The organism is Aquirufa echingensis, from assembly GCF_042714525.1.
Classification (GTDB): Bacteria; Bacteroidota; Bacteroidia; order Cytophagales; family Spirosomataceae; genus Aquirufa; species Aquirufa echingensis.
This window is the reverse complement of record NZ_JBBKYA010000002.1, coordinates 399,121-411,708: the sequence shown is the minus strand read 5'-3', so window position 1 is coordinate 411,708 and position 12,588 is coordinate 399,121. Positions and strand designations below refer to the sequence as shown.

Sequence of the window (12,588 nt, the reverse complement as noted above, 5' to 3'; positions counted from 1 at the left end):
TATTTATAATTAGTAAATCTTATAAAGATTGAATTAATGAAAAAGTTTAAAGTTGGAATTGCTGGTTATGGTATTGTTGGTCGTCGTAGACATATTTATATTGATCAGCATCCAAATCTTAAGGTTGTTGCAGTTTGCGATCAAAATTTTACTGAGTCGAATTATTCCCAAAATGGCATAGAATATTTTTCGAATACTCAAGAATTGCTTTCTACTGATTTAGATATATTATTCGTTTGTTTAACAAATAATGTAGCAGCAGAGGTTACAATGTCGGGATTAAAAAGGGGATTACATGTTTTTTGTGAAAAGCCCCCTGGAATGAGTGTAAAAGATATTGAAAATGTAATTGTTGTTGAAAAAGCAAATCCTAAATTGAAGTTGAAATATGGCTTTAATCACAGGTATCATGACAGTATTAGAAAAACTATACAGATAATAAAATCTGGAGAACTGGGGACAATTGTAAATCTAAGAGGAGTATATGGCAAAAGTCGTGTTATACCTTTCTCAGGTGGATGGAGATCGAAACGAGAACTTGCGGGAGGAGGGATTCTTTTGGATCAAGGTATTCATATGTTAGATTTGATGCGGTTGTTTTGTGGTGAATTTATTGATGTAAAAAGTTATGTATCTAATGATTATTGGAATCATGATGTAGAAGACAATGCATACGTATTATTAAAAGATAAATTTGGTCGTGTTGCAATGCTAAATTCTTCTGCAACACAATGGCAGCATAAATTCAGTTTAGAAATTTCTTTGTCTCAAGGATATATAGAACTTTCTGGAATTTTATCTGGTTCAAAAAGCTATGGAGAAGAGACAATTATTTTCGGTAAAAGGGATGAGAGGTCTGATAATGGACAAATGGAATCAAAAACAATAAAGTTTTTGCAGGACAATTCTTGGAAAGATGAAATCTTTGAATTTGCTGATGCTATTTTGAACGACTCCAAAATTCAGTCTGGGAATAGTTCTGATGCTCTAGAAACTATGAAGCTTGTATTTGAAATTTATTTCAGTGATGAGGAATGGAGAGTAAAATATAATATACCCAAGCCATAATTTGTAAACTGTATGCAATTCGATTTTAGAAATAAGATTATTTTAATCACTGGAGGAACTAGAGGTATAGGAAAGCAAGTTGCTGATGATTTGTATTCTTTAGGTGCTACTGTTTTGATTACGGGTACAAACCCAAAAGAAGTAAAAACATTAAATGAGGCAGCTGAGAAAGGTAGCAAAAAAAAAATATACTTTGCCGTTGATTTTCTTAAACCTGAGAGTGTTAATCAATTTCTTAAAGAGGTAAAAAAATATAATAGAATAGACGGGCTTGTAAATAATGCAGGTATTAATCGCTTAAATCCGATTCAAAATGCCCAGGTTTCAGATTGGGATGATATGTTGAATGTTAATTTGACGTCCCCATTTTTATTGTTAAATGCAATTTCTCCTATTATGATTCAAAATGGATATGGTCGAATTGTTAACATATCGTCTATATTTGGGGTTATCAGCAAGGAAAAAAGGTCGGTTTATTCTGCTACAAAATTCGGTATTCATGGATTAACAGTTGGCTGTTCAAATGATTTAGCAAGGTATAATGTTTTGGTAAACACGGTTTCGCCAGGCTTTGTTTTAACTGACCTTACCAAGAAAAATTTGACAAAAACAGAAATGGCTACTCTATCTGAGATTATTCCTATTAAAAGGATGGCTGAAACTAAAGATATTTCAAACGTGGTTGTTTTTCTATTAAGCAACTTGAATCATTACCTAACAGGTCAAAATATTGTAGTTGATGGAGGATATACAAATGTGTAATAATTTTAATATAACTTCTAAAATTGTTGGAAACTATTCAGTTGAATTTATCGACAATTTAAATGGGAAGTTGCTTTCAATAGCAGAAAACCCCAATATTATATTCATTATTGATAAAAAAATACTTCTGCTTTTTAGCAAAAGTTTTGAATTGGTTTTGCCATCAGCAAGGTTTGTAACAATTGAAAGTAGTGAACAAAATAAATCAATTAATTATTGTCAGGAAATTATAAGAGAATTAGTAAAATTAGATGTTCGAAAAGATGATCGATTGTTGGCTATTGGGGGAGGAATAACTCAGGACATTGTTGCATTTATTTCTACAATTCTTTTTAGAGGGGTAAAATGGGAATTTATACCAACTACTTTATTAGCACAATGTGATAGCTGTATAGGAAGTAAAAGCTCTATTAATTTCGATAGTTTTAAGAATTTGTTAGGAACTTTTAATCCCCCAGCCACTATTTATATTTACAAAGGTTTTTTGCAAACTTTAACTGAATCCGAAATCAGGTCAGGAATTGGTGAAATGTTACATTATTTTTTTTCGGAAGGAATTGAACTTGCTGATGAAATAACAAGTCAAATTAACGAACTTTTACTGGATAGATCAAAACTTGAATATTTTATAAAAAACAGCTTAAGGATTAAAAAAGAAATAATTGAAATAGATGAATTTGATCACTCAATTAGGCATATTTTTAATTATGGGCATACTTTTGGCCATGCTCTAGAAACTATTATAAATTACGAAATTCCACATGGTCAAGCTGTAACATTAGGCATGGATTTAGCTAATTATATTTCTTTGCAACTTGGAATTTTAGATTTATTTCAATTTGAAAGGATGCACTCTATTTTAATAAAGAACATTCCATCTTTTGAATTTACAAGTGAGAATATATCTGATTACTTGATTGCATTGTCAAAGGATAAGAAAAATAAGGCAAATAAAATAGGATGTATTTTGACTAAAGGGCCGGGAAAAATTGAAAAAATATTTATCGATAATGATGAATGGTTACGTCATACTATACTTGCCTATTCAGATTTGTATAAATTAGTATAATGCAACCAGTTTATCTATCACATTTTATTGATTCTGCAACACCCATTTATGGTGGAGCTAGTGGTGAAATTAATATAGAACAAATTCGTTCCATTGATAAGGGGGATACCTCAAATAATCTCCTTTTAAAATTTCCTGCTCATATTGGTACCCATATAGATTTCCCATATCATTTTTCCAATGATGGGAAAAAATGTAATGACTACCCGCCGTCATTCTGGATTTTTGATAAGATAGGTTTTTTAAATTGTACAATTGACCTGGTGGAGGCCAACCTTGATGTCCTTCCCTCAGATATTGAAATTTTGATATTGAAGACTGGATATGGAGCCTATAGGAATGATGAGATATATTGGTCAAGCCAACCTGTTATACCATCACGATTTGCAACTATCTTTAAAAACAAATTCTCCAAGCTTAGAATTTTTGGATTTGACCTTATATCTCTTACAAGTAAATTAGATAGAGAAGAGGGGAAATTGGCGCATATCAATTTTTTAATTAATAATGATATTTTAGTGTTGGAAGACATGAACCTTGAGAATGTCAATAAAATCCCTAAGACGGTGATTGTGTCACCTTTGCAAATTAATGCTGCAGACGGGGTACCTTGTAATGTTATCGCCTTTTAACCATTTTATATGAAAGTAACTGAGGAAGAAATTAGACCAGAAGTCGTTTTTAATGAGTATCTAAAGCTCACTGCCGAAGATACAATAACCTATTTTTCAAATGCTGTGAAAGTTGAAATCGATTGTCCATCATGTGAAGGAAAAGGAAATGATTGGGTTACAAAGTATGGTTTCAATTATAAGCTATGTCCTGATTGTAAAACTATCTATGTCAGCCCACGCCCTGAAATGGTTTCATTTAATGCCTATTACAAAGATGCCCCTTCTACAAAATTTTGGGCTACAACATTTTATAGAGTAACTGAAAAAGCACGAAGAGAAAAGCTTTGGAAACCTAAAGCTCAAATGGTTAAGGATACGATTTTGTCATTAGAGAATTCGAATAAATTCAAATATATTATTGATATAGGCGGAGGATATGGTGTTTTTGATGAAGAAATTAAAACCATAATGGATATTGATGCGATTGTTATTGAGCCATCTGTTCATTTAGCTGAAATATGTAGAAATAAAGGCCTTGCTGTTGTTGAAAAATTTATGGAGGAAATAGTATTTGGGGATTTGCCAAATGGAAGAAAATGCTTTGTAAGCTTTGAGCTTTTTGAGCACTTACACGACCCAAACTTTTTTCTGCAAACTGTTTTTCAAAATATGAATTCAGATGATGTTTTTGTATTTACCACTTTAAGTGGAATGGGGATTGATATTCAATTACTTGGAGAAAATTCTAAGGCCCTATCTCCTCCACATCATTTGAATTTTTTTAATCCTAAGTCTGTTACTAATCTATTACTGAAAAATGGATTCAAAGTAATAAGTGCTTTAACGCCTGGTAAATTAGATATGGATATTATAAGTAAAAATATTGAATTCATTGATGATCCATATTGGCGAAATTTAATTACATATCTAGATGAAGAAGAGATGAATTTGGTACAAGATAAAATTGTGGAACTTGGATTAAGTTCTCATATGATGGTAACTTGTTTTAAGCCTTAATATTTAAATATGAAGAAAATTGTAGACGTTTCGGGTTTTGGTCATTCAGGAAAGTCTGCTGTTTCTGAATTTTTAGCGGATCATGAAGTTTTTTTTTCATTTCCCATTAATGTTGAATTTGAACTATTTAGAGTTCGAGGTGGGCTAGTTGATTTATATTATTCTATTTACCATAACTGGAATTTAATTCGATCCAATGAAAGTATACATGCATTTGAAAAGTTAGTTAAAAGGATCGGAGAAATTCAGAACTATAGTAGAATTTCAACAATGTGGCGATCTTCTGGTCATGGTTACAATAATTTTTTTGGAAATTCTTTCATTTCGCTATCATTAGAATATATTAATGATATTATTTTGTTTAAACAAGATACTTTTTGGCCATATGCTAGACTATATCAATCATCATTCGTTTTATTATTGGGAAAAGTCAAAAGTAAATTATTTAATAAATTATCCACTCAAACTGTTTTATACACGAATAGAAATGATTTTTTGATAAAAACATCAAATTATGTTCATAAATTATTTAATAATGTTTGTGACAACAATGCTTCAAATATCGTATTGAATAATGCATTTGACCCTTTTAATCCAAGTGTATGTTTAAATATGGTTGAAAACTCCTACTCAATTGTAGTTGATCGAGATCCTAGAGACATTTATGCAAGTTTATTAAATAGCGCAATAGGGTTCATTCCAGAGTTTGAAATTGAAAATAACTTTTTTGAATTAAAAAAAATGATTGTAGGATCAAATGACGTAGATGAATTTATTTTGCGATATAAAACCATTAAAGGTAACGTTGAAAATATTTCTCATGACAGGTTATTAAGAATTCGTTATGAAGATTTTGTTTTAAATCATGAAGTTTCTAAAACTATAATATTTTCTTTTTTAGGTATAACCAATTTTAATAAAAAAAGTAAGGTATTTTTTAATCAAGATGATTCAAAGTTAAATATAGGTATTTGGAAAAAATATCGTGATTTGCCTGAAATTGCCAAAATTGAAAAAGAATTAGCGGAATATTGCTATCAATTATAGTTAATTCATGAAAGAGTCTATTTGTTTTTTTTTCCCTTATTATGAGGATTCTGGTGTTCCTGTTTTATTTTATCGATTGGCTAATGCTATTGCTGCTTCCAATCCTGATATTCAAGTTTCAGTAATAGATTTTGAAAACGGGTCAATGTGGCGAAATTTGATTGATTTGCCGAACATTAATAAAGTAAAGTTTGAGGTTAATGAGCCTGTTTCTCCACCTTATGGTAGTGTATTGATTATGCAATCTCTTGTACCATATTATTGGCCCAAAGAACTTATAATTAAACCTGATCAACGATTATTTTTTTGGAATTTACATCCTCATAATCTTATTCCATCTCTTTTGCCATTACCTATATTAAGAGATTTGGTAATGAGCAATTTTGATTTTTATAAAATTGTCGCTAAGCTTTATCCTAAATTACTTCGCAAGCTTAAGCAGTTTGTAGAAGTCCTTTTATCCAATAATGGGCTTTATTTTATGGATAAGTCTAATTTAGAGCTTACAGAGAAGTATTTGTATTTGAACATTACAAATAGGCAATTTCTTCCTGTGCCAGCAGACTTTGTAAGCAAGGAAGTAAATTATAAAGGTAAAACACAACTCAATGAAAGTATCAAATTTGGTTGGATAGGTCGACTTTGTGATTTCAAAAGCCATATCCTAATTTATGCAATCCAGTGTCTGAATAAAATTGCATCAAATTTTGAAGATAGAAAATTTCAATTTCATATCGTAGGGTCAGGTCCAATGGAATCCTACATTAAGAGAGAGGTTTCAAAATGCGATTCAATTGAAATTGTTTACCATGGTTACTTACCACATAAACAAATCGATAATTTTTTGAAGGATGTGGATATTTTATTTGCCATGGGGACTTCTGCATTGGAAGGAGCAAAATTAGGTATACCTACAATTTTGTTAGATCCAATATTGAAAAAGGTTAATGATGATTATGTCTTTAGAATGCTTCAAGATACTGAAGAATACGACTTAGGGCACTTTATTTCAAATAAAGATTTTATTCAAAATAACACTTCATTGAATGATTTATTGGTTAATATTTTCCAAAATTATGAGACTGTTTCAAATGATGTATTAACCTATTTTATGTCAAATCACCATTTGGAAAAAGTGAAAGATACTTTTTTGGAAAAAATTGACAATACAACACTCACTTATTCAAAGTTGAGAGCTGATTTTTTTGAGAAGCCTAAATTGTTGGAAATTTATAATTTAGTTAGAGGATTAAAATCTTAAAATAGGATGAGGTTATCAAAATCAGTACTTAATCACTTAGAGGCCGAAGCTGTTACTAGAGTTCTATTGGAGGATGGATATTTAGGAATGGGTGCGGAAGTCGGAAAATTTGAAGAGGACATTGCTAATTATTTAAAAATCCCTTCATCAAATGTTGTCTGTGTAAACTCAGGAACTGCAGCGCTTCATTTGGCTGTTGACTCTATATTAAAACCAGGAGAAGAAATATTGGTCCCATCTTTAACTTTTTTGTCCTCTTTTCAGGCAATTTCAGCTGCTGGTGTAGTTCCTATTTCATGTGAAGTCAATGAGGAGACACTTTCAATTGATTTAAAGGATGCTGTAAATCGAATTTCATCTAAAACAAAGGCAATCATGTGTGTTCATTATGCAAGTAATCCCGCTTGCCTAATTGAATTATATTCCTTTGCTAATTTGCATGGTTTGCGAGTTATTGAAGATGCGGCACATGCATTTGGTTGCTCGAAAGATCAAAAGAAAATAGGCTCTATTGGCGATATAGTTTGTTTCTCATTTGATGGGATAAAAAATATAACCTCTGGTGAGGGCGGGGCAATTATTACAAGTGATACGAATGTTTTGTCAATCGTTAAGGATTCTCGGTTGTTAGCAATAGAGAAAGATTCAGATAAAAGATATGTTGGTCAGAGAAGTTGGGATTTTGATGTGTATAGGCAAGGGTATCGATATCATATGAGTAATATTTTTGCGGCTATCGGTAGAGTTCAATTGTCAAAATTTGAATTAGAATTTGCCCCCAAACGAAAAGCTCTTGCTAAAAAGTATTTTGAGTTATTAAACTCCAACAAATACGTGAAATTCCAAACAGTTGAAAATGATGTTGATATCGTTCCACATATAATGCCGATAAGAGTGTTGAATGGGGAAAGGGATTTTTTAAAATTTGAACTGGAAAAGGCTGGTATACCAACTGGTATTCACTATAAACCGAATCATTTACTAAGTTATTACGGTGGAGGGAAAACTTCACTGCCTGTTACTGAAATGGTATATTCTCAACTTCTCACATTACCGCTTCACCCTGAAATTACTTTTTCAGAAGTTGAAAAGATTTGTGAACTTATTAACAATTTACTGCACTAGAATGAAAACAATATTATTAGCTGGTGGACTTGGGACACGACTCAGTGAAGAGACCGTTGTTAAGCCTAAACCTATGGTTGAAATTGGAGGAATGCCTATTTTATGGCATATTATGAAGACTTATTCTAGCCATGGATTTTCTGATTTTGTGGTTGCTCTAGGTTATAAAGGCGATGTAATTAAAAACTTCTTTTTAAACTACAAGCTTCATAAAAGTGACTTAATTGTGAATTTGAAATCAGGAAATGTGAAGTTTGAGAACGATTCCTCTGAAGATTGGACAGTTGCGTTACATGAGACAGGATTAACAAGTCTAACTGGCGGTAGGTTGTATAATTTAAAAAGGCTTTTTAAGCCTGGAGACACCTTTATGCTGACATATGGAGACGGAGTAGCTGATATTGATATAAATAAACTAGTTGCTTTTCATAAATCACATGGAAAAATTGCGACATTAACCGCTGTTCGTCCACCAGCTCGTTTTGGTTCAATTGAAATGACTCAAGCTGGTGCTATCTCTGAATTTAAGGAAAAGCCACAATTAGGAGAGGGGTGGATAAATGGAGGGTACTTTGTCTTTAATTACGATGTCTTTAATTATTTAAAAGATGAGTCAACTATTTTAGAAAGAGAGCCACTTGAAAATTTAGCAAAAGACAATGAACTTGTTGCCTATAAACATGATGGTTTTTGGCATTGTATGGATACGATTCGCGATAGAGATAATTTAAATGAGTTATGGGCAACCAATAAGGCCCCATGGCAAAAATGGTAAGATATGTTTAAAAATATTTATAAGAATAAACGGGTTTTAGTTACTGGTCATACAGGTTTTAAAGGATCATGGCTAACTACTTGGTTATTGAATTTAGGGGCAGAGGTTGCAGGATATTCAATTAGCATCCCAACTACACCATCTCACTTCGAAGAGTTGGGTTTAGAAAATAGAATTCAACACTTTTTAGGGGATATACGGGATTATGCACACTTACTTCGTGTTTGCGAAGAGTTTAAACCCGAATTTATATTTCATTTGGCGGCACAACCATTAGTTCGGTATTCATATGAAAACCCTAAGGAGACGTTTGAAGTAAATATGCTTGGAACGTTAAATGTTTTAGACGTTATTCGACAATTAAATGACGTAATTAAAGTAGGTGTAATTATTACAAGTGATAAATGTTATGATAATGTAGAATGGGTTTATGGATATCGTGAAGATGACAAATTAGGAGGTGAGGACCCATATAGTGGCTCAAAAGGAGCTGCTGAGCTGGTAGCTAAGTCCTATATGAAATCATTTTTCACCAATGGTTATCCCAATGTTTGTACAACTAGAGCAGGAAATGTTATAGGTGGGGGGGATTGGGCAAAAGATCGAATTGTGCCAGATATTGTTAGGTCATGGTCTCATAATAAATCTGTTGAGATTCGAAATCCAAATAGTACAAGACCTTGGCAACATGTTTTGGAGCCTTTAAGTGGCTATTTATGTGTTGGTGCAGAATTATATGAAGAGCATTCAACTCATAAAAATCAAGCCTATAACTTTGGTCCAGATTCAAATGTCAATAAAAATGTTGGTGAGTTAATTGACGAAATGAAAATTTTGTGGGCAGATTCACCTGGTTGGCAAAACAAACAAATTAGCGATGAAAAAAAAGAGGCCAATTTATTGAAGCTTTCATGTGATAAAGCAAATATACATCTGGCTTGGTATCCGGTAATGGATTTCAATGAAACGATTGATTTTACCATGAAGTGGTATTCGCATTTTTATTTTGAAGAGAAAGCTATATTTGAATTTACCCAAAATCAAATTGGTCTGTATACAGAGAAAGCTAAAAAGAAAGGGATTAAATGGGCGATTGATGAGTAAGGAAATGATGATTTCGGGTTTAGAAAAGTTTCCACTAAAGCAAATCGTTGATGAACGTGGAGCAGTATTTCATTATTTAAAATCAAGTGATTCCACATTTAAAGGCTTTGGAGAAGCCTATTATTCTAAAGTTAATCCTGGTATTATCAAAGGGTGGAAAAAACATAACCTTGTTCATCAGCATTTTTGCGTACCTGTTGGAGCGGTAAAAATAGTTATTTTTGATAATCGTGAAAACTCTCCAACTAATGGACATTTTAATGAAATCATTTTAGATGAACTTGATAATTATGTACGCTTAAGTATTCCGCCTGGATTATGGTACAGCTTCAAGTGTATTTCAGAAAGTTTTGCATTATTGGCAAATATAATTGATACACCTCATGACCCCAATGAGTCTGAAGTATTGCCATTAGAAACTAAAAAAATAAACTATTTGTGGAAATAGAAGACGGAGCTCCATTTGTGAGCGTAATCATGAACTGCTATAATAGTTCTGAATTTCTTCGTGAGGCAATTGATTCTGTAATTAACCAATCCTACTCTAATTGGGAATTAATCTTTTGGGATAATCAATCAACAGATGAAAGTGCTTCAATATTTAAAAGTTATAAGGATGCGCGCCTAAAGTATTTTTATGCACCCTCACATACACCTTTGGGTGAGGCGAGGAATCTCGCCGCAATAAATGCGAAAGGCAGTTGGCTGGGATTTTTAGATTGTGATGATATTTGGATAAGTAGCAAACTTGAAAATCAGGTTGAGTTAATTAATGATTCCAAAGATGAAAAATTGGCATTGGTATATGGGCAAGTACTTAACTTTTCAGATAATGGTTTGACTTACCATATTTTGACAAAGAATAATTTACCTAATGGGGATATTTTTGGCGAGCTTGCAAAAGATAATTTTATTCCTGTCAGTTCTGCACTAGTTAGAATTGATCGGTATTGGAAAGTCGGTGGGATTAATTCATTCTTTCGACAAGCAGAAGATTATGATTTATTTGTTAAAATTTCTCATCAATTTAATGCTGTTGCAGTAGATGGTCTCGTTTCGAAATACAGAATCCATGCAAATAACCTTTCCGCGTTCCAAAAAGACCTTTGTTATACTGAGTCAATTGAAATTTTAATGTCATTTTTGCCAGATAAACGAGCTATTGAGGGATTGAGATTTTGGTCCTCATTGTATTTCCTCTTTTCAATTAAAAGGTTGAAAATTAACAAGGTATCTATTTTGTATTTTTGGAAATTTGGTTCGTTTTCTGAGTTATTAATATTAATATTTCGTTACTCCAAAGCCAGCTTTTCAAAATAATGAAATTGGATTTGTATACAATCTTTCGCTAAGAATTTAGAATGGAAAAATTACATAATTTACTTGCCTGTCCAAATTGCAAGTATGATTTGAAAATTAATAATGATAATGCCTTTTGTTCAAATGAGACATGTCGACATCATAAATTGCCTTTCTCTAAATTCCAAAACAAATTTGTTTTGGTTGATTTTAATAAATCAATTCTGAAATCTAGTTCGATTTCTGAAGATGTTAATTTAGAACTTGTTCAGAGAAATCAAACTTCTAATACTGTAAGAAAAGCACTAAGAAGGGTTTTGAACGGTTCTCCCAATATCTCCAAATGTAACTTTCAAAAAGCGTTATCAGTTGTCAAGCTTGATCATACCTTAAGGATATTGATTATTGGAGGAGGTACAATAGGAGAAGGCCTCGATGAATTTTATTCAAATTATAAAGACTCAATAATCTCTTTTGATGTATATAATTCAATAAATGTTGATTTTATAGCAGATGCGCATTCCATCCCATTGAAATCAAATTCGATTGATTTAATAATAATTCAAGCAGTTCTGGAACATGTGTTTAATCCAACGGAAGTTGTTGATGAATGTTATCGTGTTTTAAAAAGTGACGGTGTTATATATGCAGAAACCCCCTTTTTACAAGGTGTACATGAAGGAGCATACGATTTTACGCGTTATTCAGTTTTAGGACATCGAATTTTATTCAAAAAGTTCTTAGCGACTGAAACAGGAGTTATTGGTGGCGCTGGAGTTTCCCTGTTATGGTCAATTGAATATTTTTTTAGAGGTCTATTTAGAAGTGTGCTTATTGGGAAATTCTTCAAAGCCATATTTATTTGGATTCGGTGGCTTGAGAAATTGATTCCAGAAAAATATAATATTGATGGAGCGTGCGGCAGTTATTTTATAGGTATCAAACAAGATAATATTATTGAATTGCAGCCTTGGGAGTATCTTCAAGATTATAAAGGGGCTCAATGACTTTGTGTTTATTTTTTGTTAGAATTATTGATTTTGTTTTTTATTTAAGTGAATAAATGACAATACAGCGAAGTAGAAGTAGTAATTTACTTCATACATTTTTGGCCTGTTCTATAATAGCACCTAAAATAAGTGGAATTGATTTTTCAATTTTAACTTTATTTTTGTTGTGTTGTTTTTCGATGATTAAATCGAGAAAGATTCACAGTTTCCCCCCCAATTATTACTTTATATTAGTTGTTTGGTTAATCTTATTGACATTCACTCTTACATCATATATCTTTTTCGGTAGAATAGACTTTCAGTTTATTTTAAAACCGTGTAGGCAAATTGTATTATTATCTCTTATACTAATAATAATAGATAGGCTTCAACTTAAAGTTGAACATGTTTTTAAAGTGATTATAATTGCAGCTTTGATTAATTGTATAATTATTGCA

General features: G+C 31.9%; 13 protein-coding genes. All 13 read left to right on the top strand.

The window, feature by feature from the left end:
• Positions 1-36: 36 nt before the first annotated feature.
• The 13 genes from SKC38_RS04445 to SKC38_RS04385 are packed head-to-tail and all read left to right on the top strand — an operon-like array spanning position 37 to position 12,148.
• A complete protein-coding gene (locus tag SKC38_RS04445; protein ID WP_377975441.1) occupies positions 37-1,068 on the top strand; it encodes a Gfo/Idh/MocA family protein in 1,032 nt (343 codons plus the stop codon).
• 12 nt (positions 1,069-1,080) lie between these two features.
• Positions 1,081-1,830 carry an SDR family NAD(P)-dependent oxidoreductase gene (locus tag SKC38_RS04440; RefSeq protein WP_377975439.1) on the top strand — a complete coding sequence of 250 codons (750 nt, stop codon included), beginning with the start codon at positions 1,081-1,083 and terminating at the stop codon, positions 1,828-1,830.
• Entirely contained in the window at positions 1,808-2,899 is a 1,092-nt protein-coding gene (locus tag SKC38_RS04435; protein ID WP_377975437.1) for an AroB-related putative sugar phosphate phospholyase (cyclizing), read from the top strand. The genes SKC38_RS04440 and SKC38_RS04435 overlap by 23 nt, the downstream gene beginning before the upstream one ends.
• Positions 2,899-3,531, top strand: a complete 633-nt coding sequence (locus SKC38_RS04430) for a cyclase family protein (protein WP_377975435.1) — start codon at positions 2,899-2,901, stop codon at positions 3,529-3,531. The genes SKC38_RS04435 and SKC38_RS04430 overlap by 1 nt, the downstream gene beginning before the upstream one ends.
• 9 nt (positions 3,532-3,540) lie before the next feature.
• Entirely contained in the window at positions 3,541-4,530 is a 990-nt protein-coding gene (locus SKC38_RS04425; RefSeq protein ID WP_377975433.1) for a class I SAM-dependent methyltransferase, read from the top strand.
• A gap of 9 nt (positions 4,531-4,539) precedes the next feature.
• Positions 4,540-5,577, top strand: a complete 1,038-nt coding sequence (locus tag SKC38_RS04420) for a hypothetical protein (RefSeq protein ID WP_377975431.1) — start codon at positions 4,540-4,542, stop codon at positions 5,575-5,577.
• A 7-nt stretch (positions 5,578-5,584) separates the two neighbouring features.
• A complete protein-coding gene (locus tag SKC38_RS04415) occupies positions 5,585-6,838 on the top strand; it encodes a glycosyltransferase (RefSeq protein WP_377975429.1) in 1,254 nt (417 codons plus the stop codon).
• A 6-nt stretch (positions 6,839-6,844) separates the two neighbouring features.
• Positions 6,845-7,963 (top strand): DegT/DnrJ/EryC1/StrS family aminotransferase, encoded by a 1,119-nt coding sequence (locus SKC38_RS04410; RefSeq protein ID WP_377975428.1) that lies wholly within the window; start codon positions 6,845-6,847, stop codon positions 7,961-7,963.
• Between the two features lies 1 nt (position 7,964).
• Entirely contained in the window at positions 7,965-8,738 is a 774-nt protein-coding gene (gene rfbF / locus SKC38_RS04405) for a glucose-1-phosphate cytidylyltransferase (protein ID WP_377975426.1), read from the top strand.
• A 3-nt stretch (positions 8,739-8,741) separates the two neighbouring features.
• On the top strand, positions 8,742-9,842 hold the full coding sequence (gene rfbG / locus SKC38_RS04400) for a CDP-glucose 4,6-dehydratase (RefSeq protein ID WP_377975424.1): 1,101 nt from the start codon (positions 8,742-8,744) through the stop codon (positions 9,840-9,842).
• Positions 9,835-10,290, top strand: a complete 456-nt coding sequence (locus SKC38_RS04395) for a dTDP-4-dehydrorhamnose 3,5-epimerase family protein (protein ID WP_377975422.1) — start codon at positions 9,835-9,837, stop codon at positions 10,288-10,290. The genes rfbG and SKC38_RS04395 overlap by 8 nt, the downstream gene beginning before the upstream one ends.
• The gene (locus SKC38_RS04390; protein ID WP_377975420.1) at positions 10,281-11,162 is read left to right on the top strand and encodes a glycosyltransferase family 2 protein; all 882 of its coding nucleotides are present in this window, start codon (positions 10,281-10,283) and stop codon (positions 11,160-11,162) included. Before SKC38_RS04395 ends, SKC38_RS04390 begins: the two co-directional genes overlap by 10 nt.
• A gap of 41 nt (positions 11,163-11,203) precedes the next feature.
• Positions 11,204-12,148, top strand: coding sequence for a class I SAM-dependent methyltransferase (locus SKC38_RS04385; RefSeq protein WP_377975418.1), 945 nt, complete (start codon positions 11,204-11,206; stop codon positions 12,146-12,148).
• Positions 12,149-12,588: the final 440 nt, after the last annotated feature.